General features: G+C 61.5%; 29 protein-coding genes and 1 tRNA gene. 7 read left to right on the top strand and 23 right to left on the bottom strand.

Features of this window, described 5'->3' with window-relative positions; all coding sequences use genetic code 11:
- Positions 1–2: 2 nt before the first annotated feature.
- From CHU94_RS02250 to CHU94_RS02210, 9 genes are all read right to left on the bottom strand, one after another.
- Positions 3–1,655: an alpha-glucosidase family protein gene (locus tag CHU94_RS02250; RefSeq protein WP_094476332.1), complete on the bottom strand. Its 1,653-nt coding sequence runs from the start codon at positions 1,653–1,655 to the stop codon at positions 3–5.
- A gap of 21 nt (positions 1,656–1,676) precedes the next feature.
- The gene (locus CHU94_RS02245; protein ID WP_094476330.1) at positions 1,677–2,849 is read right to left on the bottom strand and encodes a carbohydrate ABC transporter permease; all 1,173 of its coding nucleotides are present in this window, start codon (positions 2,847–2,849) and stop codon (positions 1,677–1,679) included.
- Entirely contained in the window at positions 2,846–3,850 is a 1,005-nt protein-coding gene (locus CHU94_RS02240) for a carbohydrate ABC transporter permease (protein WP_094476328.1), read from the bottom strand. The genes CHU94_RS02245 and CHU94_RS02240 overlap by 4 nt, the downstream gene beginning before the upstream one ends.
- Before the next feature lie 103 nt (positions 3,851–3,953).
- Entirely contained in the window at positions 3,954–5,255 is a 1,302-nt protein-coding gene (locus CHU94_RS02235; protein WP_094476326.1) for an ABC transporter substrate-binding protein, read from the bottom strand.
- Between the two features lie 64 nt (positions 5,256–5,319).
- A complete protein-coding gene (locus CHU94_RS02230; RefSeq protein WP_094476324.1) occupies positions 5,320–6,324 on the bottom strand; it encodes an ABC transporter ATP-binding protein in 1,005 nt (334 codons plus the stop codon).
- Positions 6,325–6,509: 185 nt separating this feature from the next.
- Positions 6,510–6,827, bottom strand: coding sequence for a hypothetical protein (locus CHU94_RS02225; RefSeq protein WP_094476322.1), 318 nt, complete (start codon positions 6,825–6,827; stop codon positions 6,510–6,512).
- A 121-nt stretch (positions 6,828–6,948) separates the two neighbouring features.
- Entirely contained in the window at positions 6,949–8,187 is a 1,239-nt protein-coding gene (locus CHU94_RS02220) for a DEAD/DEAH box helicase (RefSeq protein ID WP_094476320.1), read from the bottom strand.
- 77 nt (positions 8,188–8,264) lie between these two features.
- Complete coding sequence (locus CHU94_RS02215) at positions 8,265–8,900, bottom strand: hemolysin III family protein (RefSeq protein ID WP_094476318.1); 636 nt, start codon at positions 8,898–8,900, stop codon at positions 8,265–8,267.
- Positions 8,901–8,923: 23 nt separating this feature from the next.
- Positions 8,924–9,730 (bottom strand): IclR family transcriptional regulator C-terminal domain-containing protein, encoded by an 807-nt coding sequence (locus CHU94_RS02210; RefSeq protein ID WP_094476316.1) that lies wholly within the window; start codon positions 9,728–9,730, stop codon positions 8,924–8,926.
- Between the two features lie 132 nt (positions 9,731–9,862).
- On the opposite strand from CHU94_RS02210, the gene pobA reads away from it, so the two are divergent.
- A complete protein-coding gene (gene pobA, locus CHU94_RS02205) occupies positions 9,863–11,035 on the top strand; it encodes a 4-hydroxybenzoate 3-monooxygenase (protein WP_094476314.1) in 1,173 nt (390 codons plus the stop codon).
- Positions 11,036–11,041: 6 nt separating this feature from the next.
- On the opposite strand, the gene CHU94_RS02200 is transcribed toward pobA, so the two are convergent.
- A tRNA-Arg gene (locus CHU94_RS02200) sits at positions 11,042–11,117 on the bottom strand.
- Between the two features lie 93 nt (positions 11,118–11,210).
- On the opposite strand from CHU94_RS02200, the gene CHU94_RS02195 reads away from it, so the two are divergent.
- Entirely contained in the window at positions 11,211–11,741 is a 531-nt protein-coding gene (locus CHU94_RS02195; RefSeq protein WP_094476312.1) for a cytochrome c5 family protein, read from the top strand.
- Between the two features lie 110 nt (positions 11,742–11,851).
- Here the strand turns inward: CHU94_RS02195 and CHU94_RS02190 are convergent, their stop codons facing one another.
- The 4 genes from CHU94_RS02190 to CHU94_RS02175 are packed head-to-tail and all read right to left on the bottom strand — an operon-like array spanning position 11,852 to position 14,661.
- On the bottom strand, positions 11,852–12,397 hold the full coding sequence (locus tag CHU94_RS02190; protein ID WP_094476310.1) for a DUF2946 family protein: 546 nt from the start codon (positions 12,395–12,397) through the stop codon (positions 11,852–11,854).
- An 11-nt stretch (positions 12,398–12,408) separates the two neighbouring features.
- A complete protein-coding gene (locus CHU94_RS02185) occupies positions 12,409–13,407 on the bottom strand; it encodes a YheT family hydrolase (RefSeq protein WP_094476427.1) in 999 nt (332 codons plus the stop codon).
- 38 nt (positions 13,408–13,445) lie between these two features.
- A complete protein-coding gene (locus tag CHU94_RS02180; protein WP_094476308.1) occupies positions 13,446–13,901 on the bottom strand; it encodes a nuclear transport factor 2 family protein in 456 nt (151 codons plus the stop codon).
- A gap of 19 nt (positions 13,902–13,920) precedes the next feature.
- Positions 13,921–14,661, bottom strand: coding sequence for a hypothetical protein (locus CHU94_RS02175; RefSeq protein WP_094476306.1), 741 nt, complete (start codon positions 14,659–14,661; stop codon positions 13,921–13,923).
- Between the two features lie 58 nt (positions 14,662–14,719).
- Here CHU94_RS02175 and CHU94_RS02170 point away from each other — a divergent pair, with 58 nt between their 5' ends.
- Genes CHU94_RS02170 through CHU94_RS02160 form a run of 3 tightly spaced genes read left to right on the top strand, consistent with a single transcriptional unit; the run spans position 14,720 to position 16,755 of the window.
- On the top strand, positions 14,720–15,328 hold the full coding sequence (locus CHU94_RS02170) for a LemA family protein (protein ID WP_094476304.1): 609 nt from the start codon (positions 14,720–14,722) through the stop codon (positions 15,326–15,328).
- Positions 15,329–15,334: 6 nt separating this feature from the next.
- Entirely contained in the window at positions 15,335–16,240 is a 906-nt protein-coding gene (locus CHU94_RS02165) for a YgcG family protein (RefSeq protein WP_094476302.1), read from the top strand.
- Positions 16,240–16,755: a TPM domain-containing protein gene (locus CHU94_RS02160; RefSeq protein ID WP_094476300.1), complete on the top strand. Its 516-nt coding sequence runs from the start codon at positions 16,240–16,242 to the stop codon at positions 16,753–16,755. The genes CHU94_RS02165 and CHU94_RS02160 overlap by 1 nt, the downstream gene beginning before the upstream one ends.
- Before the next feature lie 58 nt (positions 16,756–16,813).
- Here the strand turns inward: CHU94_RS02160 and CHU94_RS02155 are convergent, their stop codons facing one another.
- The 9 genes from CHU94_RS02155 to CHU94_RS02115 all read right to left on the bottom strand — a co-directional run bounded on the left by CHU94_RS02155 (position 16,814) and on the right by CHU94_RS02115 (position 23,930).
- On the bottom strand, positions 16,814–17,230 hold the full coding sequence (locus tag CHU94_RS02155; protein ID WP_094476298.1) for a F0F1 ATP synthase subunit epsilon: 417 nt from the start codon (positions 17,228–17,230) through the stop codon (positions 16,814–16,816).
- Between the two features lie 3 nt (positions 17,231–17,233).
- Positions 17,234–18,634 carry a F0F1 ATP synthase subunit beta gene (atpD, locus tag CHU94_RS02150; RefSeq protein WP_094476296.1) on the bottom strand — a complete coding sequence of 467 codons (1,401 nt, stop codon included), beginning with the start codon at positions 18,632–18,634 and terminating at the stop codon, positions 17,234–17,236.
- Positions 18,635–18,663: 29 nt separating this feature from the next.
- Positions 18,664–19,548 carry a F0F1 ATP synthase subunit gamma gene (gene atpG / locus CHU94_RS02145; RefSeq protein ID WP_094476294.1) on the bottom strand — a complete coding sequence of 295 codons (885 nt, stop codon included), beginning with the start codon at positions 19,546–19,548 and terminating at the stop codon, positions 18,664–18,666.
- Between the two features lie 27 nt (positions 19,549–19,575).
- On the bottom strand, positions 19,576–21,129 hold the full coding sequence (gene atpA / locus CHU94_RS02140; RefSeq protein ID WP_094476292.1) for a F0F1 ATP synthase subunit alpha: 1,554 nt from the start codon (positions 21,127–21,129) through the stop codon (positions 19,576–19,578).
- 50 nt (positions 21,130–21,179) lie between these two features.
- Positions 21,180–21,710: a F0F1 ATP synthase subunit delta gene (locus CHU94_RS02135; protein WP_094476290.1), complete on the bottom strand. Its 531-nt coding sequence runs from the start codon at positions 21,708–21,710 to the stop codon at positions 21,180–21,182.
- A 9-nt stretch (positions 21,711–21,719) separates the two neighbouring features.
- The gene (locus CHU94_RS02130) at positions 21,720–22,190 is read right to left on the bottom strand and encodes a F0F1 ATP synthase subunit B (RefSeq protein WP_094476288.1); all 471 of its coding nucleotides are present in this window, start codon (positions 22,188–22,190) and stop codon (positions 21,720–21,722) included.
- 35 nt (positions 22,191–22,225) lie between these two features.
- The gene (gene atpE / locus CHU94_RS02125; protein WP_094476286.1) at positions 22,226–22,474 is read right to left on the bottom strand and encodes a F0F1 ATP synthase subunit C; all 249 of its coding nucleotides are present in this window, start codon (positions 22,472–22,474) and stop codon (positions 22,226–22,228) included.
- Between the two features lie 62 nt (positions 22,475–22,536).
- The gene (gene atpB, locus CHU94_RS02120; protein WP_094476284.1) at positions 22,537–23,415 is read right to left on the bottom strand and encodes a F0F1 ATP synthase subunit A; all 879 of its coding nucleotides are present in this window, start codon (positions 23,413–23,415) and stop codon (positions 22,537–22,539) included.
- Positions 23,416–23,429: 14 nt separating this feature from the next.
- Positions 23,430–23,930, bottom strand: coding sequence for an ATP synthase subunit I (locus CHU94_RS02115; protein ID WP_094476282.1), 501 nt, complete (start codon positions 23,928–23,930; stop codon positions 23,430–23,432).
- A gap of 159 nt (positions 23,931–24,089) precedes the next feature.
- On the opposite strand from CHU94_RS02115, the gene CHU94_RS02110 reads away from it, so the two are divergent.
- Both CHU94_RS02110 and lipB read left to right on the top strand, forming a co-directional pair.
- Positions 24,090–24,371 carry a YbeD family protein gene (locus tag CHU94_RS02110; protein WP_094476280.1) on the top strand — a complete coding sequence of 94 codons (282 nt, stop codon included), beginning with the start codon at positions 24,090–24,092 and terminating at the stop codon, positions 24,369–24,371.
- Between the two features lie 2 nt (positions 24,372–24,373).
- A complete protein-coding gene (gene lipB, locus CHU94_RS02105; RefSeq protein ID WP_094476278.1) occupies positions 24,374–25,072 on the top strand; it encodes a lipoyl(octanoyl) transferase LipB in 699 nt (232 codons plus the stop codon).
- Positions 25,073–25,104 lie beyond the last annotated feature (32 nt).

Raw genomic sequence — 25,104 nt, 5'->3', positions numbered from 1 at the left:
ACTCAGCCCAGGCGGTAGTAGGCACCACCCCAGGGGGCGAGCTGCAGCGTGTTGCCGGTGCGCGGTGTGTCGGCCAAACCACTGCCCTCCACGGCACTAGCGCCAGCAAAGGCGGCGGGAAGGTCCCACTGCGCAGCCGTGTCGCTGAAGTTGAAGACACACAGCAGTTGTACACCGTCAAAGACCCGCACAAAGGCCAGCACCTGCGGATGCGCAGGCAACACGCTGAGCGTGCCATGGATCAGCGCTGGCTGAGCCTTGCGCCACCGCAGCAAGCGCCGGTAGAAGTGCAGCAAGGATGCAGCATCGCGCTCCTGCGCATCCACAGCCAGCGCGCGGTGTGGCTCGATCACGGGCAACCACGGGGCCGCAGGTTGGGCCGCGCTGGAAAAGCCCAGATCGGCCGCGTCTTTGGCCCACGGATGGGCGGTACGGCAACCGTCGCGGCCTTTGAACTCCGGCCACATGGTGATGCCATAAGGGTCTTGCAGATCCTCAAACGCAATGTCGGCTTCGGGCAGACCCAGCTCGTCGCCTTGGTAAATGCACGGCGAACCGCGCAGGCTCATCTGCAGCGCCGCGCCCAAGCGCAGCAGGTCCGGGTGGGCAGCCTGCGTGCCCTGCCCCCAGCGGCTGGCCACGCGCACCACGTCGTGGTTAGAGAGCGCCCAGCAGGGCCAGCCCCCAGGTGCTACCTCTTCAAAGCGCTGCACAAAACCACGGAAGTGCGCCGCACTGTGGCCGGTGCCGAGCAGGTCAAAACAGTAGGCCATGTGCAGCTTGTCGCCACCGCTGGTGTACTCGGCCACGCGGGCCAGGCCATCGTCATCACCAATCTCGCCCACCATAGTGGTGTTGGGGTATTGGTCCAGCAGCGCGCGCAGGCGGCGCAAGAACGCCAAGTTCTCAGGCTGACTCTTGTCGTACTTGTGCCACTGCCAGCCATAAGGGTTGACGGCGTTGACAGCCGGGTCCTCACCATCGGGGCGGCCACGGGCCGGGTTATCGCGCAGCTGCGCGTCGTGGAAGTAGAAATTGGCGGTGTCCAGGCGGTAGCCATCAACACCGAGGTCCAGCCAGAACTTCACCGTTTCCAGCAAGGCATTCTGCACTTCGAGGTTGTGGAAGTTCAGGTCCGGCTGGCTGGTCAGAAAGTTGTGCATGTAGTACTGGCAGCGACGCGTGTCCCACTGCCAGGCGCTACCGCCAAAAATGGACAGCCAGTTATTGGGCGGCGTGCCATCGCTCTTCGCGTCAGCCCATACGTACCAGTCGGCCTTGGGGTTCGTGAGGCTGGAGCGGCTTTCCACAAACCAGGGGTGCTGGTCGGAGCTGTGGGAGAGCACCTGGTCGATCATGACCTTGAGGCCCAGCGCGTGGGCACGGTCCACCAGCCTGCGGAAGTCGGCCACGCTGCCGAACATGGGGTCCACATCGCAGTAGTCACTGACGTCGTAGCCGAAGTCCTTCATTGGACTCTTGAAGAACGGTGAGAGCCAGATGCCGTCGGCGCCCAGCGCCGCCACATAGTCCAGCTTGGCCGTGATGCCATTGAGGTCGCCAATGCCGTCGCCGTTGCTGTCGGCAAAACTGCGGGGGTAGATTTGGTAGATGACGCCGCCGCGCCACCAGTTGTCATTCGATGCTTTGGTCATACAGAAAAAGGAAAGGGAAAACTACTTGACGGAGCCTGACAGCAGGCCACGCACAAAGAAACGTTGCAACGAAAAGAACACCGCCACCGGCACCGCGATCGACACAAAGGCACTGGCGGTCAGGATTTCCCAGCTCTCGCCACGTGAACCCAGCAGGTCGTTGAGCTTGATGGTCAGCACGATTTGGTCGGGCGCCTTGCCCAGGAACACCAGCGCGATGAGGAAGTCATTCCAGACCCAGAGGAACTGGAAAATGGCAAAGCTGGCCAGCGCCGGGATGGACAGCGGCAGCACGATGCCCGTGAAAATCTGGAAATGCGAGGCACCATCCATGCGCGCGCTCTCGATGATGTCACGGGGCAGCGACGCAATGTAGTTGCGCAACAGATAGATGGCCAGTGGCAAGCCAAAGGCCGAGTGCGCCAACCACACCCCAAGGTAGGACTTGGACTCCATGCCAAAGGATTCACCCAATTGGTTATAGAGGCGTAAGAGCGGAATCAGCGACATCTGCAACGGCACCACCAGCAGGCCTACCACCACCACAAACAGCCACTTGCGCCCCGGAAACTCCATCCAGCTGAAAGCATAGGCCGCAAAGGCCGCAATCAGGATGGGGATAAAAGTGGCCGGAATAGTGACCTTGAAGGTGTTGAGAAAGGCCTGGCCCACGCCCTCACCCGCGACCACTTTTTCGTAGTTCTGCGTGAGGAACACGGGGGGCGACTCGGCGACGTAGAACACGCGGATGCCACGGTCCTTGTCGTACGGTCCATTGAGCTCCAAGCGGTAGGCTCCATCGGCGGCCACGGTCAGCGTGCCATCGGGCTTGCCGTCTTCCTCGTCGAAGACCTGGCCATCGCCGACCTCGGCCACGGTACCCGCGGCAAACTCTTTGGGGTTGGACGACTTGAGCGAGAACTGCTTGATACGCACTGCAGACTGCTCGCCGAAGAGCAGCCCTTTGATGACGGTCTTGTCGCCTTCTTGCACGGCGCTTTGTGCACCACCGGTGCGTCGCATATCCGCACGGGTCTGGGTGGACAAGGCGGTCCACCAGCCACTGGAGACCAGCTGTTGCTTGTCGCGGAAGCTGGAAACAAACAGGCCAAAGGTGGGCAAGACCCACACCAGCACAATGGCCAGTAGCAAGGCTTGGGCCGCCAGCGATGGCAGGCTAAAGTATTTTTTCATCGTTGAGCCTCCTCGGTGCGGAACCGGCGGATGTTGAAAGCCATGACCGGAATCACCGCGAACATGAGCACCATGGCCAACGTGGAGCTTCGCCCATAGTCACCACCGCCCCGGAACATCCAGTCGTACATCAGGTTGGCCAGCACACTGGTGTCCCACTGGCCACCGGTCATGGCCATCACAATGTCAAACACCTTGAGCACCGTGATGGTGATGGTGGTCCAGACCACGAGCACGGTGGACATGACCTGCGGCACCATGATTTCAAAAAAGATCTGAATCTCGCTGGCGCCATCGATACGCGCCGCTTCAATGGTTTCGTGCGGCACGCCACGCAGCGCGGCCGACAAAATCACCATGGCAAAGCCGGTCTGGATCCAGATCAGGATGGCCATGAGGAAGAAGTTGTTCCAAAACGGCACCGTCACCCAGGCCTGGGGCTCAAAACCCATGCCCATCACCATGGCGTTCAAGATGCCAATCTGTTCGGCGTCGGGGCCACGGAAGTCATAGACAAACTTCCAGATCACACTGGCACCCACAAAACTGATGGCCATGGGCATGAACACCATGGACTTGGCAAAGCCACCCCACCACACGCGGTCGGCCAACACCGCCACGATCAGGCCCAGCGCGGTAGCCGCTGCCGGCACCACCAGCAGCCACATGAAGTTATTGCGGATGGTGATCAAAAAATTCTGGTCCACCAGCACCCACTGGTAGTTGGCCAATCCCACAAACTGTTCGCCGGTGGCATCAAAAAAGCTCAGGCGGAAGGTTTCAAACAGGGGGTACAGCAGGTACACGCCCAGCAGTAACAGCGCGGGCGCCAGGAACAACCACGGCCGCACACGAGAACGCAGGCGTTCGCGCCCGGGTTTGCTGCCCATGGGCAGATGAACGATCTTGTCGAGCAGGAAATTGGAGCCGGCAAAGTACAGCAGGCAAAACGCAATGCTGACCACTACCGCAGTCAGGGTCTGGAAGATTTGATCGGTCATGGGACCCACTCTTGTGCGTAGCGTGAAGAAGAATTCAAAAGGGTCGGCAGCCCACAGGCCGCCGACCGTAAGACGCGCACCCTTGCGCTGTCAGAGGAGAGGCTTACTTGATGGCGTCCCAGCTCTTCTGGATTTCGTCGGCCACTTGCTGGGCAGACTGGCCACCCGAGTAGTTAACCATGCCCTTCCAGAAGCTGCCCGCACCCACGGCGCCAGGCATCAGATCGGAGCCGTCAAAGCGGAAGGTGGTGGCGTTTTGCAGGATCTCGCCTTGCTTCTTCAGCGACGCGGTCTTGTACTTGGCCAGGTCCACACCCTTGTGCGGTGTCAGGAAACCGCCTTCGGCCATCCAGATTTCATGCGACTGGGGATGCTGCAGGTACTCCATGAACGCACGGGCGCCCTTGCTGTCCTTGGTGATGGTCAGGATGGTGCCGCCGCCCAGAACCGGGTTGCCCAGCTTCTTGCTGGCAAAGGACGGGAAGTAGAAGAAGTCCGCTTCATCCGCCTTGCCTTCGGGGAAGAAGGCGGGGATGAAGGACGCCTGGCGGTGCATGTAGCACTTGGGGGGCGAACCGAACAGACCCTTGGGGCTGTCCTTGAAGCTCACGGTGGCCACGGCCTTGGCGCCGCCGTCCACATAGGCGTCATTCTTGGCAAACCAGCCGTAGGCCTCAATGGCGTCGACAACGCGCTTGTCGTTGAACTTGACCTTGTTGCTCACCCAGCCGTCATACACCTCGGGCGTCTGCGTGCGCAACATCATGTCTTCCACCCAGTCGGTGGCGGGCCAGCCGGTAGCCGCATCCGAGCCCAGGCCGATACACCAGGGCTTGCCACCGTCGGCGGCGATTTTCTTGGTCAACGCTTGCAGCTCTTCCATGGTCTTGGGCACTTTGTAGCCCTTTTCCTTGAAGTTTTCGGGCAGGTACCAGACCAGGCTCTTCACGTTCACGTTGTAGAACATGCCGTAGAACTCTTTTTTGCCCGCCTTGTTGGCGTAGGTGCCCAGATCGGCCCAGGAGCTGCCGGCGGCATAGTTCTTCTTCACCCACTCTTGCGCCTTGGGGCCTAGGGGCTTGAGGCCGTCGATGGCAGCCATGTTGGCGGCCAGGCCTGGCTGGGGAAACACCGAGATGTTGGAGGGCGAACCCGCCTTGATGTCGATCACGATCTGTTGTTCAGAGCTTTGCGAGCACGAGTGCTTCACGGTAGCGCCGGTGGCCTTCTCAAAATTGGCAATCACCTTCTTGAACATGCCTTCTTCGGCACCGGTCCAGGGGCAGGTGATGGTGATGACCTCACCCTTCAGGTCCGGGCCTTTGTAGTCCGCCGCCATCGCGGGGCTAACCAGTGTGCCCATTGCCAAAGCCGAAGCCCCAGCGATCATGGTTTTCTTGAACATCGTCTCTCTCCTCTTGGTGTGCTGCGGCCCATCCGCAGCACTTAAAAAACAGACACAGCAGGCGTCAGTCGACGCGCTTGCCCTCGGCATTGAAGCGGTACAGGTGCTCCGGCGCAAAGCCCAAAGCAATGGCACTCCCCGGCTCCAGGGCCAGCGTGCCGTCCATGCGGGCCGTCACCTCGCCATGTTCACGGCTGCTGACATAGGCAAAGGTTTCGTTGCCCAGTTGTTCGGAGTGTTTGAGCGTGCCCTGGATGGGGCCTTCGGCCAGCACCTTGAGGTGCTCGGGACGCAGGCCCACGTGGGCTACGTTGTGGCGCGCCGCCAATTCACCGCCCAGAATGTTCATCTGCGGTGAGCCGATGAAGCCCGCCACAAACAGGCTGGCAGGCTTGTTGTAGAGCTCCAGCGGGCGACCCACCTGCTCCACACGCCCCTTGTTGAGCACCACGATCTTGTCAGCCAGCGTCATGGCCTCGACCTGATCGTGGGTCACATAAACCATGGTGGCGCCCAGACGGCGGTGCAGTGTGGCCAGTTCCACGCGCATCTTGGTGCGCAGCGCGGCATCCAGGTTGGAGAGCGGCTCGTCAAACAAAAACACCTTGGGGTCGCGCACGATGGCTCGGCCAATCGCCACGCGCTGGCGCTGGCCGCCCGACAGGGCCTTGGGCAGGCGGTCCAGGTATTCCGTGAGCTGCAGGATGTCAGAGGCCTCGCGCACGCGGCGCTCGATTTCAGCCTTGGGTGTCTTGGCGATTTTGAGCGCAAAGGCCATGTTGTCGAACACCGTCTTGTGCGGATAGAGCGCGTAACTCTGGAACACCATGGCCACGCCGCGTTCGGACGGCCCCAGGTCGTTGACACGCACGCCGCCGATGTTGAGGTCACCGCCAGAAATGTCTTCCAGGCCGGCAATCATGCGCAGCAAGGTGGTCTTGCCGCAGCCCGAAGGGCCGACAAAGACGGTGAACTCTCCGGGCTCGATGTCCAGATCGATGCCATGGATGACATCGGCCTTGCCGTAGTTTTTGACGATTCCGCGCAAACGGACATCGGACTGACTCATATGCATGCTCCTGACGGTGGGACAGCGGCATTCCGCTACGCATCAAAATGTAATCAGATTACAAACTTCAAGATTCAGGGAAAACCCTCGAAATTCTGCGCAAAGGCCAAATTTCAAAACCGATTTTGTCCAATGAAGAAACAAAACACGATTGAATACAGTTTTGCACTGAAAAAGTAATGGGGTTACACGCCAGTTACCGGCGGCAAGGCCCAACCCAGCAACTCCGCCAAGCGGCAGACCACCCATTGCGCTTCAGGCGGCGTGACCACCGCCGCCTCGCCCAGCAACCCTTGGTGGACGCGCGACAGCACATCCGACTCGGCAATCCCGAGGCTGAATTCCATGTCTTTGGCGGTGGTGGTGAGCAGTTGGGCCAGGTCTTCGCACAGTTCGTAGCGCTGTGCGACCTCGTGCCAAGGCGCATTCAGGCGTTGTCGCCGGGTATCGGTGTAAAGCGCCAAGAAACTCTGCGGAATTTCGATCTGGTAGTCATCAGACATAAGGCATCCCTGCGATTCGGTGCAGACCTGCGCCGCTGGACAGGTCTGGCACTCATTTATTAGCCAAATATGGCTCTATTTCTTATGGATACTGCGCAAACCGCTATTAAATAAATAGCAATTAAACCAAAGGCGGCAGCAAACCGGCCGCGCGCAATTTGTCCTTCTTGCTCGGGCGATGGCCCTTGATGCCACCGGCCAGCGTGGCCACGGGCGCCGTGGCTGTGGGCACAAAACCCGCCACCTGTTCCCGCGCAATGCTGATGCGATTGCGCTTTTCGATGAGGCGGAGATGCGCCTCCATATCCGCACTGACAAAACTCACCGCCAAGCCACTGGCACCGGCGCGTGCGGTGCGGCCAATTCGGTGGGTGTAGTCGGTGGCCGATCGCGGCAGATCAAAGTTCACCACCACCGGCAGGTCGCCGATGTCGATACCGCGTGCCGCCACGTCGGTGGCCACCACCACCTGGATGGCCGAGGCCTTGAAGTCCATCAGCACCTGGGTGCGCTTACCCTGGCTCAGCTGCGCATGGAAGGGCTCAGCGAGCAGCCCGGCTCGGCGCAGCTTGTCGGCCACCATTTCGGCGGCGTACTTGGTGGCCACAAACACCAGCACGCGGCTCCAGCCGTGTTCGGCCATCAGATGGCGCAAGAGCGGGGTGCGCTGGTTTGTATCCACCTGGATGGCACGCTGGGCGATGTCGGGCTGCTCGCCCTCTTCGGCTACCACGTTCACCTCCACCGGGCTGCGCAGGCTGGCCTGTGCCATGGCACGCACCGCAGGGGCGAAGGTGGCCGAATACAGCAGGCTCTGATGGCGCTGCGGCAATAGGCTGCGAATGCGGTCCAGCTCCGCGGCAAAACCCAGATCCAGCAGGCGGTCGGCCTCGTCCAGCACCAGGGTCTGCACCGCGCCCAGGCTCAGCGCGCGGTGGTCGATCACGTCCAGCAAACGACCCGGCGTGGCCACCACAATGTCGGTGCCACCGCGCAGACCCATGAGCTGCGGGTTGATGGACACACCACCAAACAATACAGTCACACGCGCGGCCTGCCCAGCATGCTGGGCCAGCGTGCGCAGCGTGTCGCCCACCTGGGTGGCCAGCTCGCGCGTGGGCACCACCACCAAGGCGGCGGCCTGGCGCGGCTTGTGTGCAGGGCGCGCGGCCAGTTGGGCCAGCAGCACCAAGGCGTAGGCCGCAGTTTTGCCTGAACCGGTTTGCGCGCAAGCCAGCACGTCCCGCCCACCCAGGGCCACGGGCACGGTCTGGGCCTGCACGGGCGTGGGCAACACAAAGCCCTGCAGCACCATGGCATGCGCAAGTGCTGGGGAAATACCGAGGTCGGAAAAAGGCATGGCGTAAGGAACCCAGTGGGCAGTAAACGGGACGAGAAGAAAAAGGGGAAGGAGTGGGTCAGGCGCAAGCCGGGGTGTCAGCCGGCGTAACCCATCACCGCAACAAAGTGGCAGCCAGTGCCGGCCACCACAAAGCCATGCCAGATGGCATGCGCGTAACGGATGCGCGAATCCAGCACGAAGAACACCACGCCCAGCGTGTACGCCAAGCCGCCGGCCACCAGCCAGACCAGGCCTTGCGTGGGCACACGCTCGACCAGCGGCACAGCAGCAATCAGCACCAGCCAGCCCATCCCGAGGTACAGGCCGGTGGAAATCCAAGGGTGGGACAGCTTGTCGGTGGACTTGAGAATGACGCCAACCACCGCCAGCGCCCACACCAAGCCAAACAGGGTCCAGCCCCAGGCGCCGTAGAGCGCACCCAGCGCAAACGGGGTGTAACTACCGGCAATGAACAGAAAAATCGCGCAGTAGTCCAGTTTGAGGAACACCCGTTTGGCGCGCCCATTGGGCAGTGCGTGGTACAGCATGGATGTGAAGTACAGCAGCACCATGGTCACGGCAAACACCACAGCACCCACCTGGCTGGCAGTGCTGAGATCGCGCGCAGCCGCCATCAGAAAGGGCACGGCACCGATCGCCGCCAGCAGCGCCAAGCCGTGGCTGACACTGTTGGCGATTTCTTCACCCAGGCTTTGGAGTCGTACGGTCATGCCCCGATTGTCGCAGCTTGGGCTCACAACAGCGGGCGCAACTCCCGCGCTGCATCCTGCAGCACCGGCAGCAGATCGCGCTGCAAGTCTTGCGCCGTCCAACGGTGCGGTGCGGCCACCACATTGAGGGCGGCCACCGTGTGACCTTGCGCGTTGCGCAGGGGCACCGCCAGGGCCAGCACGCCCAGCTCATGCTCTTCGCTCGCCAGGAAGAAATCTTGTTTGCGCGCCACGTCAATGCTTTGGCGCAGAGTCTTGGTATCGGTCACGGTGTGCGCGGTCAAGCGGCGCAGGGGCTGCGCCTTGATCCAGGCGGCAAGCTGCGGCTTGGGCAAGGCCGCCAGCAGCAGGCGCCCGGTGGAGGTGGCATGCGCGGGCAGGCGCGCGCCCAGGTGCAGCCCGTAGGCCAGCACCTGGGCTTTGCCCGAGGGCGAGCTGCGCCAGTCATTGCCGCTGCGCGCCACGATCACCACCTCGTGCCCATCCAGCACCACGGCCGAAAACGACTCCTGCGTCTGCGCCGCCAGCCGGTTGAGCGTGGGCTGCAGCACACGCGGCATGCGCGCGGATGCTAGGTAGCTGCCGGAGAATCGCAGCACCTTGCTGGACAACCAGTAGTAGCTGCCATCGGTCTCCAGGTAGCCGAGATAAGCCAGCGTGAGCAAGTGGCGGCGCGCCGCGGCCCGCGTGATGCCCGCACGCTGCGCCGCCAGCGTGGCATTGAGGCGCTGGCGCTCGGTGTCAAAGCTCTCCAGCACCGCCATGCCTTTGGCCATACCTGCAATCAGGTCAGCTTTGGCAATACCAGGATGGGGGTCGATCGGGGGCATGGAATGGCCTTGATAAAGTTGCGCGATTATCGAGCAAGCGCTCCAATCATCGCGCAAATGGCCTCTGCTAGCGTGGCACTCCGCAGGCGCCAGACCTAAGCTTGCGCCATAGTTTTTTGATTGCGAGCATCCATGCGTACCCAAGTTGCCATCATCGGTGCCGGCCCATCAGGTTTACTGCTGGGCCAGCTTTTGTACAAGGCCGGCGTTGACGCCGTCATCCTGGAGCGCCAGAGCGGCGACTACGTGCTTTCGCGCATCCGCGCCGGGGTACTGGAGCAGGTGACCACCGACCTGCTGGACGAGGCGGGCGTGGGCGCGCGCATGCACGCCGAAGGCCTGGCACACACCGGCTTTGACATGCTGTTCCAGGAAACCCGCCACCGCATCGACCTGCACACCCTGACGGGCGGCAAGCAGGTCATGGTCTACGGCCAGACCGAGGTCACCCGCGACCTGATGGCCGCACGCCAGGCCGCCGGCCTGACGACGGTCTACGAAGCTCGCAACGTCAGCGTGCATGACTTCGACGGTGCGCAGCCCTATGTGCTGTACGAGAAAGACGGCCAGCAGCACCGGCTGGACTGCGACTTCATCGCGGGCTGCGACGGCTTCCACGGCGTCTGCCGCGCCAGCGTGCCCGCGGGCGCCATCACAGAGTTTGAGAAGGTCTACCCCTTTGGCTGGCTGGGCCTGCTAGCCGACACACCGCCGGTGCACCACGAGCTGATTTACGCCAACAGCCGCCGCGGCTTCGCCCTGTGCTCGCAACGCAGCGCCACGCGCAGCCGCTACTACCTGCAGGTTCCGCTGACCGACAAGGCCGAGGCCTGGTCCGACGATGCGTTCTGGCAAGAGCTGCGCCTGCGCTTGGACCCCGAGGCGCGTGAAATACTGGTGACTGGCCCGTCCCTGGAGAAAAGCATTGCGCCGCTGCGCAGCTTTGTGACCGAACCCATGCGTTTTGGCCGGATGTTCCTGGCCGGCGATGCCGCCCACATCGTGCCGCCCACAGGCGCCAAGGGCCTGAACCTAGCGGCCACCGACGTGAAATACCTGTCTACGGCCTTCATCGAGTTCTACCTGGAGCGCTCCAGCGCCGGCATTGACCATTACTCGCAGCGCTGCCTGCAGCGCATCTGGAAGGGAGAGCGGTTTTCGTGGTGGTTCACCAGCCTGATGCACCAGTTCCCAGGAGAAGGCGCCATTGGGTACAAGCTGCAGGAAGCAGAACTGGCCTACCTGGTGCAATCGCAGGCGGCCTCGACCGTGCTGGCCGAAAACTACGTGGGCTTGCCACTGTGAGAGGGTTGGTGCGGCTGGCGGGGATCGAACCCACGACCCTTGGCTTCGGAGGCCAATACTCTATCCACTGAGCTACAGCCGCGTCCAGAAGAGTGGGCATTGTAGGTGTTTTCGCAGAGGGCCCCCGTTATAATCCGCAGCTGTTTCGAAGCCCCCGACTTTTTTGAGGACACCCATGAGCGACACCAGCCACGCGACCGCGCACGATGAGGCCCATACCGGCCCCATCAAGACTCCCAAGCAATTGTTGCTGGCGGCTTTTTTCTCGTTCGTGATCCCCATCTTCGTGATCATCGGTCTGGTGTACTACGTCACCTCGGACAACAAGCCCGCTGCTGGCACGGTGAACGCTGAAAAAGCCCTTGCCGAGCGCATCCAAAAGGTCGGCATGGTCGAAATCCGCGATGCCAACCGCGAAATGAAAACCGGCGAGCAGGTGTTCGCTGCCCAGTGCGCAGCCTGCCACGCAGCTGGCCTGGCCGGCGCCCCCAAGTTTGGCGACGCGGGTGCCTGGAGCGCCCGCATCAAGACCGGCTTTGATGCCTTGTTGAACTCTGCCCTCAAGGGCAAGGGTGCCATGGGTGCCCAGGGTGGCGGTGACTTGGACGACTTTGAAATTGCCCGCGCCGTGGTCTACATGGCAAACGGCAGCGGTGGCAAGTTTGACGAGCCCAAGAAGGCTGCAGCCCCCGAAGCCGCCAAATAAGCTCCCAGGCGAAGCTCCCCCCCATCAAGCCGACATGCGTGTCGGCTTTTTTGTTGCCAATTTCAAGCCATATTGGCCTCTAGGCATCGCAGTTACTGCGCCCAAAGCTACTATTTTGATAGCGAACTAAGCGCCTGCGGACTCGGGGCATAGGCGAAGCGTTGGGGCAAGTCTGCCCGGTGCACCTCGTGCAACGTCCACAGCCCTTGCTCCAGCGCTTGGGCGGCGCGGCCGGTGTCCTGGGTGTGGACCAGACCAAAGCCCAGGTCGGTGTTGAGGTAGAGCCAGCCTTCTTCATCCAGCAGGGCCTGCTGGACCTGAGCCGGGGCGCCCGTGTGAGCCGTCACCATGCCATCATCGGCCACACGCCAGACCCAGGGCGTGGCCTCCAGCTCCACAAACACCCGCTGCGGGCCATTCTGGAAGAACCAGCTCCCACCAGCATCGGCCGCGTAATTGCGCGCGATGAAGGCAATCAACTTCTCGTGCTGCAGGCGGCTGCCCTTGGCGCCGGGGCGGCCGCTGGCGAAGGCACCAGCAGCCTGGGCCGCGTCGTCACGCATGAACCACTGGCCACGCGCGTCCAGGCCCAGCCAGCCGTAGCAGTCTGGCACGTTGGGCCACTTGGCCATGGCTTGTTTGACGATGTCGTCCATGGGCTGCGTTCTCAGGGCAGATGGCGGCGCAGCCAGCCGCCGACAGCGTCGGGCATGGTGCGCACATGGCCGGGCACCGGCCCCTGCGGAAAGCCCACGTGGCCGCCGTGTGCAGGTTGCCACAGCGTGACATGCGCGCCCACTTCGGCCTGCGACGGCAGACACCAGGCGGGCACAAAGGGGTCGTTGCGCGCGTTGACCACCAGCGCCGGCACGCGGATTGCGGCCAAGTGCGGTTTGGCCGAGGCACGGGCCCAGTAGTCCTCAGTGCTTTTAAAGCCGTGCAGCGGCGCGGTGAAGATGTTGTCGAATTCGTACAGATCGCGGGCTGCCTTCAGCGCCGCACCGTCGAACAGGCCAGGGTGCTGCTGCAGCTTCTGCAAGGCTTTTGGCACCATGGTGTTGAGGAACATGCGGGTGTAGACCATGCGGTTGAAGCCGCGGCCGATGGCGTAGCCGCCGGCGGCCAGATCGATGGGGGAGCACACCGCCGCCACGCCGCGCACCACAGCCGCAGCGCTGTCTCCCATTTCCTCGGCCCAGCGCAGCAGCGCGTTACCGCCCAGGGAGACGCCCACCGCGATGATGGGGCCCCGGTGGCGTGCACGGAACTGCTGCAGCATCCAGCCGACCTCAGCAAAGTCGCCCGAGTGGTAGGCGCGTGGGGCGTGGTTCAACTCGCCGCTGCAGCCACGGAAGTGCGGCACGGCATAGGCCATGCCATGGGTGTGGGCGAAATCGGCAAAGGCTTCGGCATAGTGGCTGCGGGAGCTGCCTTCCAGGCCATGGAACAACACCAGCAGCGGTCGCTCCTGGTCGAGCGACATCGACGGCCGCGGCGCAGAGTGGGAGCCAATCAACCAATCCACGTCCACAAAATCCGCATCCGGTGTGGCCCAGCGCTCGCGCTGGTACTGCGGGTGCGGGCCAAACACGCGGCGCGAGTACAGAGCGGGCCAGATGGTCTGCAGATTGCCGCCCGGCAACCACCGCGGCGCTACATAATTCATAGCTGTTTGCGCATATTCAGCGGGGGCTTTGGACATATTCAATGCAGAATCTGGGCACCAGCAGGAGCCTGGGCTGCGTCCTCGGCGGTGCCAGGGCTGGCGTGGTGCACCACCAGGCGCCAACCTTGCGGGGTCTTGTGGTAGACGTTGGTGGCCAACACATGTGCCTTGGCGGGGCCATCCGGGGTCATCACCTCCACCCGCTCCAGCACATGGTGCACCGCGCTGGCCAGTGAATCGACGCGGCGAATCTGCTCGGCCTGTACGTGTACCGCGCCGCCGTGGGCAAACAGGGCGTCAAATGCCGCGCGAATCGCCCCCACGCCCACCACCCGCGGGCCACCGGGGTGGATGCAGGCGATCTCGTCCTCGTCGGCCCAGCAGGCCATCAGTTTTTCGATGTCGCCGGTCTGCAGCGCCTCGTAAAACGCGGCTTCAATTTCGTCGGGGGTTCCGCCCAGGGCGGCGTGCAGGGTGGCTTTGTGTCGTGGCATGGGCCGATTCTCGCCCAACTCAGCGGCTGAGCCAGAGGCGTACGGTCTCTTGCACGGTCGCGTCCTTGCCGGGGCGAGCCAGTTCGGGTGGGGCAATGTGCACGCCTGCCGGCATCTCGCGCAGGGCCAGGTCGACCAGCACGGCCACATCGGCGGCACGCGGCGGCATCTCTTGGCTGGGCACCATGTAGGCGAAGATGGACAACATGCGATGCGCCAGCCACTCCAGCACATGGGCATGGTGCGGGGCCTGGGGTGCGGCAGCGGGGCGCACCAGCAGCAGGCGCTCAAAACCCATGCTGGCCACGGCCTGTTCGTCCAGGTTGGCCAAACCGGCTTTCAGTGCCTGGGGCAGTCGCCCCTGGTCGTGCGGCACCACCACCGCCAAGGTGTGCACGCCGCTGCGCAGCATCCAGGCGGCAAGGGCCGGCAGTTGCTCGGGGTGTGGCGTCCACAGCGCACGTTCACGGTCGTTGTACAGGCGCGGTGCATCAAACACGATCACCCCGACGCTGGCGGCTTGCAGCGGCCAGGTGGCAGGATCGTTTGAAGGCACATCGACCATCTGCACCCGGTCCAACGCGGGTGTCATGTCTTCTTGTGCCAACACCCGCAGCGCGCGGTAGTGGTGGCCTCCCGCCAGGCGCTGCAGCACCTCGGCGCCCAGCGTGCCCGCGGCTCCGGCGATCAGAGCTACCGGCAAGGGGGCGGTGGGTAGTGGGCCACGCTGTGCGGCCTGCAAGAGATGGGATACGGTCATGGCGCGTTGCTTAGGTAGCGCTCTATAGTACGGGCTGTTGCATTTGCAGGAGCGTCCCATGCGTTTGTCTTCTTTTCGGACCCGGGCCTGGCTGGCCGCAATAGCTGTTGCCGCGCTGCTGAGCGGGTGTGGTTACAACGACTTCCAGCGCCTGGATGAGCAGACCAAGGCCGCCTGGAGCGAGGTGCTGAACCAGTACCAGCGCCGCGCAGACCTGGTGCCCAATATAGTGGCCACCGTCAAAGGTGAGGCCGCGTTTGAGCAGGAAACACTGACCAAGGTGGTGGAGGCGCGAGCCAAGGCCACGTCCATCCAGGTCACGCCAGAGACGCTGAACAACCCTGAGGCGTTTTCCAAGTTCCAGGCCGCCCAGGGCGAGCTCGGCAGCGCGCTGAGCCGCCTGATGGTGGTCAGCGAACAGTACCCCAACCTGAAAGCCAACCAAGGGTTTAGCGACCTGCGGGTGCAGCTGGAAGGCACCGAGAACCGTATCACGGTGGCGCGCAACCGCTACATCCAGGCCGTGCAGGAGTACAACGTGCTGGCACGCAGCTTTCCTAGCAACTTGACGGCCATGGTGTTCAGCTACGCGCCCAAGCCTGCCTTTGCAGTGCAGAACGAAGCCGCCATCAGCGCACCGCCGGTGGTCGATTTCAACAAGAAGTAAGCCCGGATGCGCGCTTGGTTTGTCTGGCGCCAGCGATTGGTCGCCTGCTTGGCAGGTGTGGCCGTTTGGGCTTGTGCGGGCACGCTGCAAGCGCAGGGGCTGCAGCCGGTCCCCGCGCTGAGCAACCATGTGATTGACACCACAAGCACCCTGAGCGCGGCCGATCAGCAGGCGCTGGAAGCCAAGCTGGCCGCCTTCGAAACGGCTACCGGAACACAGCTGGTGGTGCTGATGGTGGCCAGCACGACCCCCGAAGACATTGCCAGCTATGCCAATCGGGTGGGCAATAGCTGGAAAATCGGCCGCAAAGACATTGGAGACGGCCTGATCCTGTTGGTCGCCAAAAACGACCGCACCCTGCGCATCGAGGTGGCCAAAACGCTGGAGGGCGCCATCCCCGACCTGATGGCCAAACGCGTGATCGACCAAGCCATTGCACCACACTTCAAGGAAGGCAACTTTGCGGGGGGCCTTAACGCGGGTGTAGAGCAACTGATGGCCTTGGTGCGTGGCGAAGCTTTGCCTGCGCCCGCCCCTTCGCGCGCAAGCCCGGCAGCGGGATTCCAGTGGATGGACCTGGCCGTGTTTCTGTTTTTTGCAGTGGCAGTAGGCGGCAGCATGGCGCGACGTGCCTTGGGCAACAAGCTGGGCTCCCTGACGACGGGCGGCATAGCGGGCTGCCTGGTGTTCTTCGTGACCAGCAGCCTGCTGCTGGCAGGTCTGGCAGCAGTGGCCGCACTGGTGTTGACCTTGCTGAGCAGCCTGAACAAACACACGCCCGGCCGCCACGGCGGTGCGTGGAGCAGCACCGGGTCGGGTGGCGGCGGCTGGAGTTCCAGCTCGGGGGGCGGAGGGTTCAGCTCGGGTGGTGGCGGCAATTTTGGAGGCGGTGGCGCCTCGGGAGGCTGGTGATGTGGTTGCGTATTCGGCGCCTTTTCAAACACCGATGGACAGAGGATGCCGATCGCACCATGTCCGCAGCAGTTGTGGCACGGCTGCAAAGCCGAATCGCTGCCAGCGAGACCCGTCACTCCGGTGAAATCCGCCTCTGTGTGGAGGCCGGCTTGCCCAATAGCTACCTGCTGCGCCCCGACAGCACATCTGCCCTGTTGCGCCAGCGGGCACTGGCCCAGTTTGGCCGCCTCCGGGTGTGGGATACCGAGCACAACAATGGCGTGCTGATTTACCTGTGTTTGGCGGAGCGTGCGATTGAACTGGTGGCGGACCGCGCCGTGGATCGCTTGGTTCCAACAACCCAATGGCCGGACCTGGTGCACCATTTGGCCAACGCGCTGCGGGCCGGCCAGTACGAGCAGGGCCTGACCCAGGCCGTCGATGCGGTGTGTGCTGTTCTGGCACAGCATTTCCCACTGCAGCCTGGCCAAGCCAATCCAAACGAATTGCCTGACACGCCAGTGCTGTCTTAGGGCGTCCAGAAACGACAAAACCGCCCGAAGGCGGTTTTGTGAGAGCAAGCGTGGAAGCTTACTTCTTGCGCAAGAACTTGCGTGCGGCGGCAATCTCAGCGGCCATCGCAGCGATCTCGGACTGAATCTTCGCGATGTCGATTTCGCTCTTCGCGTTCTTCAGCGCCTCTTCAGCCGCAGCTTTGGCAGCGTTGGCCTTCTCTTCGTCCAAGTCCGCACCACGGATCGCCGTGTCAGACAACACCGTGACGCAGTTGGGCTGCACTTCCAGAATGCCGCCGGCCACGAACACAAACTCTTCGCTACCGTCGGCCTTTTCGATGCGCACCGAGCCGGGCTTGATGCGCGTGATCAGGGGCGTGTGGCGGGGCTTGATACCCAGCTCGCCAGCCTCACCGGGAAGCGCCACGAAGACGGCTTCACCGGAGAAGATGGACTCTTCTGCACTGACCACATCAACGTGGATGGTGTTCATGTCTTAGACCTTCTTGGCTTTTTCGAAGGCTTCGTCGATGGTACCGACCATGTAGAACGCTTGCTCCGGCAGGTGATCGCACTCGCCGCCCACAATCATCTTGAAGCCACGGATGGTTTCAGACAGGGGCACGTACTTGCCAGGGGAGCCGGTGAACACTTCAGCCACGTGGAATGGCTGGCTCAGGAAACGCTGGATCTTGCGGGCACGTGCCACAGCCAGTTTGTCTTCAGGGGCCAAGTCGTCCATACCCATGATGGCGATGATGTCACGCAGTTCGCGGTAGCGCTGCAGCGTGCCTTGCACGGCGCGGGCAGTGTTGTAGTGGTCTTCACCCACAACCAAGGGATCCAGCTGGCGGCTGGTGGAGTCCAGAGGATCCACCGCAGGGTAGATACCCAGGGACGCGATGTCACGGGACAGCACCACAGTGGAGTCCAAGTGGGCGAATGTCGTAGCGGGAGACGGATCGGTCAAGTCATCGGCAGGCACGTACACGGCCTGGATGGACGTGATGGAACCCACCTTGGTGGACGTAATACGCTCTTGCAAACGGCCCATTTCTTCAGCCAATGTAGGCTGGTAGCCCACGGCGGAAGGCATACGGCCCAGCAGCGCGGACACTTCGGTACCAGCCAGTGTGTAGCGGTAGATGTTGTCCACGAAGAACAGCACATCCTTGCCTTCGTCACGGAAGGATTCGGCAATGGTCAGACCGGTCAGGGCCACGCGCAGACGGTTGCCAGGGGGTTCGTTCATCTGACCGTACACCATGGCCACTTTGGACTCAGGCAGGTCTTCGAGGTTCACCACACCGGAATCGGCCATCTCGTGGTAGAAGTCGTTCCCTTCACGGGTACGCTCACCCACACCGGCAAACACAGACAGACCGCTGTGTGCCTTGGCGATGTTGTTGATCAGTTCCATCATGTTCACGGTCTTGCCCACACCGGCACCACCGAACAGACCCACCTTGCCGCCCTTGGCGAACGGGCAGACCAAGTCAATCACCTTGATGCCGGTTTCCAGCAGCTCTTGCGAAGGGCTCAGTTCGTCGTACGACGGTGCCTTGCGGTGGATGGACGCCGTGTGCTCTTGGCTCACGGGGCCGCGCTCGTCGATCGGCGAACCCAGCACGTCCATGATGCGGCCCAGAGTGGCCTTGCCCACGGGCACAGTGATTTGTGCGCCGGTGTTGTACACCACCAGACCGCGGCGCAGGCCGTCGGACGAACCCAGCGCAATGGTACGCACCACGCCGTCGCCGAGTTGCTGCTGCACTTCGAGGGTCAGCGGAGAGCCTTCCATTTTGAGCGCGTCGTACACACGGGGCATCTGGTCACGGGGGAACTCCACGTCCACCACGGCGCCGATACATTGAACAATTTTTCCTTGGGCTTGCATTTTTTCGCTCCAATAATTTCTGAATTCGCTTAGCCGCTGATGGCAGCTGCACCGGACACGATTTCAGACAGCTCTTTGGTAATCGCGGCCTGACGGGTCTTGTTGTAAACGAGCTTGAGCTCCGCAATGACGTTGCCGGCATTGTCGGTGGCGGCCTTCATGGCCACCATACGTGCAGCGTGCTCAGACGCCATGTTCTCGGCCAGAGCCTGGAACACCAGCGCCTCGACGTAGCGCACCAGCAATTCGTCGATGACCGTGGGGGCGTCGGGTTCGTAGAGGTAGTCCCAGGCGTGGTTGCCGCCGTCTGCCTTGCTGTCCGAAGCCATTTGCTCAGCCGACAAGGGCAACAACTGCTCGACCACTGGTTCCTGCTTCATGGTGCTGACAAACTTGTTGTAGCAGACATGGACCGCGCTGATTTCCCCAGCCACGTAGGCATCGATCAACACCTTGACAGGCCCGATGAGCTTGTCGAGGTGTGGACGGTCACCCAATTGGGTCACATGGGACACGACTTTGGCACCCACACGGTTCAGAAAACCCAAGCCCTTGCTACCGATCGCCACCGCTTGCGCCGTCTTGCCAGCAGCCTGCGTATCACGCAGCTTGCCGGTGACTTGGCGCAGCAAGTTGGTGTTGAGGCCACCGCACAAGCCCTTGTCTGTGGTCACCACAATCAGACCCACCGACTTGGCGTCATTGGTCTTCATGAAGCTGTGCACGTACTCGGGGTTGGCTTGTCCCAGATTCGTCGCAATGTCCCGGATCTTCGTGCTGTAAGGGCGGGCAGCGCGCATACGCTCCTGCGCCTTGCGCATTTTGGAGACCGAGATCATTTCCATGGCCTTGGTGATCTTCTTGGTGTTTTCCACCGATTTGATCTTGGTGCGTAGTTCCTTGCCTGCTGCCATCAATGGCTCCTTGTGATCAGGTGGAAATCAAGCAAAAGTTTTCTTGAACGCGGCCACGGCAGCAGTCAATTCAGCCTCGGCATCCTTGTCCAGCGCCTTGGTGTCTTCCACCTTGGCCAACAGGGCTGCGTGCTTGTCCTTGAGGTAGGCATGAAGACCGTGCTCGAAGGCCAGGATCTTCTTGACTTCCACGTCATCCATGAAACCCTTGTTCACTGCGAACAGCGAAGCGCTCATGATGCTGATGGACTGGGGGCTGTATTGCTTTTGCTTGAGCAGTTCGGTCACGCGGGCACCGCGGTCCAACTGCTTGCGAGTGGCTTCATCCAGATCGGAAGCGAACTGCGCGAACGCAGCCAGTTCACGGTACTGGGCCAAGTCGTTACGGATACCGCCGGACTGGCCTTTGACGACCTTGGTCTGGGCTGCAGAACCCACGCGGGACACCGAGATACCGGCGTTGATCGCAGGACGCACACCGGCGTTGAACAACGAGGTTTCCAGGAAGATCTGGCCGTCGGTGATCGAGATCACGTTGGTAGGCACGAAGGCGGACACGTCACCAGCTTGGGTTTCGATGATAGGCAGAGCGGTCAAAGAACCGGTCTTGCCCTTCACGGCGCCCTTGGTGAAGGCTTCCACGTACTCAGCGTTCACGCGGGCTGCGCGCTCCAGCAAACGGCTGTGGAGATAGAACACGTCGCCAGGGTAGGCTTCGCGGCCTGGTGGGCGACGCAGCAATAAAGACACTTGGCGGTAAGCCACGGCTTGCTTGGACAGGTCGTCGTACACGATCAATGCGTCTTCGCCGCGGTCACGGAAGTATTCGCCCATGGTGCAACCAGAGTACGCAGACACGTACTGCATGGCGGCAGATTCAGAGGCAGAAGCGGCCACCACGATGGTGTATTCCATCGCCCCGGCTTGTTCCAGCGCGCGCACCACGTTCTTGATCGAAGAAGCCTTTTGGCCGATCGCAACGTAGACGCAGGTCATGTTCTGACCCTTTTGGTTGATGATGGCGTCAATAGCCACGGCAGTCTTGCCGGTCTGGCGGTCGCCAATGATCAACTCGCGCTGGCCGCGGCCGACGGGGACCATGGAGTCGATGGACTTCAGGCCGGTCTGCATGGGCTGATCCACGGATTTACGGGCGATCACACCAGGTGCCACCTTTTCAATCACGTCGGTCATCTTGGCGTTGATGGGGCCTTTGCCGTCGATAGGCTGACCCAAGGCGTTGACCACACGGCCTTTGAGCTCGGGACCCACGGGCACTTCCAAAATGCGGCCGGTGCACTTGACCGTGTCGCCTTCAGAAATGTGCTCGTATTCGCCCAAGATCACGGCACCCACGGAGTCACGCTCCAAGTTCAGGGCAAGACCAAAGGTGGGCAGGCCGTCCGAGCCAGCTGGGAATTCCAGCATTTCGCCTTGCATCACGTCAGACAGACCGTGAATGCGGCAGATACCGTCCGTCACCGACACCACGGTGCCTTGGTTGCGGATGTCAGCTGCGCCAGACAGACCGTCGATACGGCTCTTGATCAGTTCAGAAATTTCTGCGGGATTGAGTTGCATGACTCTTTCCTTCTTTCTTTAGTTGGGCTTCGCTGCAAGGGGCTAACGCCTCAAGCAGTGAGAGCCACTTTCATTTGTTCCAGACGGGCCTTGACGGAAGTGTCGAGCACCTCATCACCCACCACCACACGGATACCGCCAATCAGTTCGGCGTCGAGCTCAACGGAAACATTGAGCTTGCGGCTGAAACGCTTTTCGAGCGCGGCCGCAACGTCCGCCAACGCAGCTGCGTCGATCGGGAATGCGCTGTAAACAACGGCGTCAGACAGACCGCTTTTCGCGTTCTTGAGTCCGCGAAACAGGGCTGCAATCTCGGGCAGCGCTTCCAGGCGTCCGTTGTCGATGACAGTGCGCAGGAAGTTTTTGCCTTGCTCCGGCAGCGCTACCTTCATCACACCAGCCATCAGATCGAAGACCTGTGCATTCGTGACTTTGGGGTTGCTGGCGAACTGCTGCAGCTGGCCATTTTTGGCAATCTCTGCGAGTTCGTCCAACCACCCGGCAGCGCTGTTCAAGTCGGCTTGCGCCGCCTTGAACAAGGCTTCGGCATAAGGCCTGGCAATGGTGGCAAGTTCAGCCATGGTCTTCCCTTACAGCTCTGTCTTCAGACGAGACAGCAAGTCGGCATGCACACCGGCATTGACTTCCCGGCGCAAGATCTGCTCGGCACCTTTGACGGCAAGAGCGGCGACCTGTTCGCGCAAAGCCTCGCGGGCTTTCACAGTCTGCTGTTCGGCTTCAGCCTTGGCAGCCGCAATGATGCGATTGCCTTCTTCGGTAGCGCGGGCCTTGGCCTCTTCCACAATGGCTTGGCTACGACGCTCGGCATCCGCCAGGCGACCTGCAGTCTCATTTTTGGAGGATGCCAGTTCGGCTTCCACGCGCTGGTTGGCAGAAGCCAATTCGGCTTTGGCCTTGTCGGCGGCGGCCAGGCCGTCGGCGATCTTCTGTGCCCGCTCGTCCAGCGCTTTCGTGATCGGGGGCCACACGAATTTCATCGTGAACCACACCAGGATCGCAAAAACGATAGCCTGCAGGAACAGGGTTGCGTTGATGTTCACGGTTTGATTCCTTCTCTAACGTGAAGGGCCGTTGATTAGCTCAGAACGAAGGGGTTTGCGAAAGCGAACAGCAGAGCGATAGCCACGCCGATCAGGAACGCAGCGTCGATCAGACCAGCCAAGATGAACATCTTGGTTTGCAGTTCGTTCATGAGTTCAGGCTGACGTGCAGAGGACTCCAGGAACTTGCCACCCATCAGCGCGATGCCGATGGAAGCGCCGATAGCGCCCAGACCAACGATGATGCCGCAAGCCAATGCCACGAGGCCGAGAATGTTTTCCATGAGAAGCTCCTAAAAGTTAGTGGAAAAAGAAAAAAGAAACGAAATAGAACGAGAGATTTACATCAATGTGCGTCGTGCGCTTGACCTGTGTAGATCAGCGTCAACATCATAAAGATGAAGGCTTGCAAAGTGATCACCAGAATGTGGAACAGAGTCCACACGGTTCCGGCGATGACGTGGCCGATAGCCAAGCCAACACCGGTTGCGGACAACGCCCAGCCGCCACCCATCAGGGCAATCAGCATGAACACCAGCTCACCTGCAAACATGTTGCCGAACAACCGCATGCCATGGGACACGGTCTTGGCAAGGTACTCAATCATCTGCATCAGGAAGTTCACGGGGTACAGTGCCCAGTGATCGCCAAATGGAGCAGCAATCAGTTCGTGCGCCCAGCCACCCAAGCCCTTGATCTTGATGTTGTAGAACACACAGATCAACAGAACTGAGCACGACAAGCCCAATGTGGTGGACAAGTCAGCCGTAGGAACCACGCGCATGTAATCTTTGAAGCCCATGGCAGGGCCAGCGGTGTGCCAGATCTGGGGAATCAGATCTACAGGCAACATATCCATGGCGTTCATCAGGAAAATCCAGACAAACACCGTCAGGGCCAAAGGAGAAATCAGCTTGCGGCTGTTCGCATTGTGGATAACGCCTTTGGCCTGGTTTTCAACCATTTCCGAAAGGATTTCAACGGCAGCCTGGAAGCGGCCAGGAACACCGGAAGTGGCATTGCGCGCGGCGCGCCACAAGACGAAGCAGCCGATCACACCCAGAATCACCGAGAACAGCACCGAGTCAAAGTTGAACAGGCTGAAGTCGACGATGCTGGTCTGCTTCACGCTTTGGAAGGAAAAATCCTTCTGCAGGTGCTGCAAGTGGTGCTGGATGTATTCACCAGCGGAGGGGGCATGTGTTCCAGTGTTTTCTGCAGACATAGGTCACCAAAATATCAATTCGAACCGTTGAGACTTCGGCGTCGCGAGTGCAACCACGCGGCCACCCAATACACCTTCATCGTCACCACAAAGCCAGCCACCAGGGCCAACCAGCTGAGCGGGGAAACCACCTTGGGCGCCGCCAACAACATGGCAACCGTCAAGGCAACTTTCACCGACTCCCAAATCACAAATCCCATCATCGCAGCGCCAGGTTGGGTCACTGCGCGCTGGCGCTGCAAACCTCGAACCATTAACGCCGCGGGAAAAACCACCGCCAATGCACCGTAGGCAGCAGACAGACCCGCCACCTTGCCAGCCCACCAAGCAGCCACCAGTGCCAACACCGCGCCTGCCACCACTTGCCACACAACGACCCACCAAGGGGACATTGCGGGATGGGCTTGGCGCCACTGCCGGGCTTGTTCTGCCGTCAAGGGCTTGAACTCTGCGTCAAAGAGCCCATCTGAGTTCTCTGCGTCAGTGGACGTGTAAGGCTGAGGCGCGATTGTCATAAATCAAAATTACGCTCAGGTTACTGCCGCTGTTCAATGCACAGCCCACGATTATACGTAGAAACCCGGCGGCACCTAGCACTTCGGGCAGAGAGCCCCACACGCATTACCCGACGGCGATAATTCCAACCTGCATTTGCCCTTGAGAAAGCCCACCGCATGAGCACCCCGCCCCCACCATCAGCCGAATCGCTGATCGAGTACCCCTCTCGCTTCCCCATCAAGGTCATGGGCCACAAGGTGGACGGCTTGGTGCACGCGATTACCACCATTGCCAAACAGTTTGACCCCAATTTCGAAGCATCCACTATCGAGCTGCGCGAAAGCAAAGGCGGCAACTACCTGGGCGTGACCATCACGATCACCGCCACCAGCCGCGAGCAGCTCGACGAGCTGTACCGCACCCTCAGCACCCACCCCATGGTCAAAGTGGTCTTGTAAGCATGGACGTCCGCCAACTGGGACGCGTGGACTATGCGCCGACCTATGCGGCGATGCAGGAGTTCACCAGCCAAAGGCCCGCCGGCCCCGCGTCGGATGTGCGCGACCAGCTATGGATTTGTGAGCACCCCCCCGTCTTCACCCAAGGCCTGGCGGGCAAGGCGGAGCATATTTTTTTGCCCGGTGACATTCCTGTGGTGCAAACCAACCGCGGCGGCCAAGTGACCTACCATGGCCCCGGCCAGGTGGTGGGCTATCCGCTGATCGATCTGCAACGGGCGGGCTACTTCGTCAAGGAGTACGTCTACCGCATTGAAGAGGCCGTCATTAAGACATTGGCTCACTTCGGCGTCACCGGCCATCGGGTGGCTGGTGCCCCCGGCATCTATGTGCGCCTGGACGACCCCAGCGGCCACGCCCCACTGGCCCAGCGCCCGCAGTTGGGTGCCGCCAGCAAGGCCGACCCCGACTTCACCGGCCTGGGCAAGATTGCCGCGCTGGGCATCAAGGTCAGCCGGCACTGCACCTACCACGGCGTGGCGCTGAACGTAGCCATGGACCTGGAACCCTTCTCCCGCATCAACCCTTGCGGCTACGCCAAGCTGCAAACCATGGACCTTTCTACAATTGGGGTCCAGGTCGGCTGGCAGGATGCTGCCGATGTTTTGGGCCACAAGCTCGCCACTTACCTCGCGCCCTAGGCGCACCGGGCCACCGCCCGCTGAAAACACGC

Source organism: Rhodoferax sp. TH121, from assembly GCF_002251855.1.
Classification (GTDB): domain Bacteria; phylum Pseudomonadota; class Gammaproteobacteria; order Burkholderiales; family Burkholderiaceae_C; genus Allorhodoferax.
This window is presented reverse-complemented; position numbering and strand designations above follow the sequence as displayed.

Excerpts from the sequence above, each read along its gene's own strand:
- CHU94_RS02250 (WP_094476332.1), bottom strand. The coding sequence starts at position 1,655 with ATGACCAAAGCATCGAATGACAACTGGTGGCGCGGCGGCGTCATCTAC.
- CHU94_RS02245 (WP_094476330.1), bottom strand. The coding sequence starts at position 2,849 with ATGAAAAAATACTTTAGCCTGCCATCGCTGGCGGCCCAAGCCTTGCTA.
- CHU94_RS02240 (WP_094476328.1), bottom strand. The coding sequence starts at position 3,850 with ATGACCGATCAAATCTTCCAGACCCTGACTGCGGTAGTGGTCAGCATT.
- CHU94_RS02235 (WP_094476326.1), bottom strand. The coding sequence starts at position 5,255 with ATGTTCAAGAAAACCATGATCGCTGGGGCTTCGGCTTTGGCAATGGGC.
- CHU94_RS02230 (WP_094476324.1), bottom strand. The coding sequence starts at position 6,324 with ATGAGTCAGTCCGATGTCCGTTTGCGCGGAATCGTCAAAAACTACGGC.
- CHU94_RS02225 (WP_094476322.1), bottom strand. The coding sequence starts at position 6,827 with ATGTCTGATGACTACCAGATCGAAATTCCGCAGAGTTTCTTGGCGCTT.
- CHU94_RS02220 (WP_094476320.1), bottom strand. The coding sequence starts at position 8,187 with ATGCCTTTTTCCGACCTCGGTATTTCCCCAGCACTTGCGCATGCCATG.
- CHU94_RS02215 (WP_094476318.1), bottom strand. The coding sequence starts at position 8,900 with ATGACCGTACGACTCCAAAGCCTGGGTGAAGAAATCGCCAACAGTGTC.
- CHU94_RS02210 (WP_094476316.1), bottom strand. The coding sequence starts at position 9,730 with ATGCCCCCGATCGACCCCCATCCTGGTATTGCCAAAGCTGACCTGATT.
- pobA (WP_094476314.1), top strand. The coding sequence starts at position 9,863 with ATGCGTACCCAAGTTGCCATCATCGGTGCCGGCCCATCAGGTTTACTG.
- CHU94_RS02195 (WP_094476312.1), top strand. The coding sequence starts at position 11,211 with ATGAGCGACACCAGCCACGCGACCGCGCACGATGAGGCCCATACCGGC.
- CHU94_RS02190 (WP_094476310.1), bottom strand. The coding sequence starts at position 12,397 with ATGGACGACATCGTCAAACAAGCCATGGCCAAGTGGCCCAACGTGCCA.
- CHU94_RS02185 (WP_094476427.1), bottom strand. The coding sequence starts at position 13,407 with ATGAATTATGTAGCGCCGCGGTGGTTGCCGGGCGGCAATCTGCAGACC.
- CHU94_RS02180 (WP_094476308.1), bottom strand. The coding sequence starts at position 13,901 with ATGCCACGACACAAAGCCACCCTGCACGCCGCCCTGGGCGGAACCCCC.
- CHU94_RS02175 (WP_094476306.1), bottom strand. The coding sequence starts at position 14,661 with ATGACCGTATCCCATCTCTTGCAGGCCGCACAGCGTGGCCCACTACCC.
- CHU94_RS02170 (WP_094476304.1), top strand. The coding sequence starts at position 14,720 with ATGCGTTTGTCTTCTTTTCGGACCCGGGCCTGGCTGGCCGCAATAGCT.
- CHU94_RS02165 (WP_094476302.1), top strand. The coding sequence starts at position 15,335 with ATGCGCGCTTGGTTTGTCTGGCGCCAGCGATTGGTCGCCTGCTTGGCA.
- CHU94_RS02160 (WP_094476300.1), top strand. The coding sequence starts at position 16,240 with ATGTGGTTGCGTATTCGGCGCCTTTTCAAACACCGATGGACAGAGGAT.
- CHU94_RS02155 (WP_094476298.1), bottom strand. The coding sequence starts at position 17,230 with ATGAACACCATCCACGTTGATGTGGTCAGTGCAGAAGAGTCCATCTTC.
- atpD (WP_094476296.1), bottom strand. The coding sequence starts at position 18,634 with ATGCAAGCCCAAGGAAAAATTGTTCAATGTATCGGCGCCGTGGTGGAC.
- atpG (WP_094476294.1), bottom strand. The coding sequence starts at position 19,548 with ATGGCAGCAGGCAAGGAACTACGCACCAAGATCAAATCGGTGGAAAAC.
- atpA (WP_094476292.1), bottom strand. The coding sequence starts at position 21,129 with ATGCAACTCAATCCCGCAGAAATTTCTGAACTGATCAAGAGCCGTATC.
- CHU94_RS02135 (WP_094476290.1), bottom strand. The coding sequence starts at position 21,710 with ATGGCTGAACTTGCCACCATTGCCAGGCCTTATGCCGAAGCCTTGTTC.
- atpE (WP_094476286.1), bottom strand. The coding sequence starts at position 22,474 with ATGGAAAACATTCTCGGCCTCGTGGCATTGGCTTGCGGCATCATCGTT.
- atpB (WP_094476284.1), bottom strand. The coding sequence starts at position 23,415 with ATGTCTGCAGAAAACACTGGAACACATGCCCCCTCCGCTGGTGAATAC.
- CHU94_RS02115 (WP_094476282.1), bottom strand. The coding sequence starts at position 23,930 with ATGACAATCGCGCCTCAGCCTTACACGTCCACTGACGCAGAGAACTCA.
- CHU94_RS02110 (WP_094476280.1), top strand. The coding sequence starts at position 24,090 with ATGAGCACCCCGCCCCCACCATCAGCCGAATCGCTGATCGAGTACCCC.
- lipB (WP_094476278.1), top strand. The coding sequence starts at position 24,374 with ATGGACGTCCGCCAACTGGGACGCGTGGACTATGCGCCGACCTATGCG.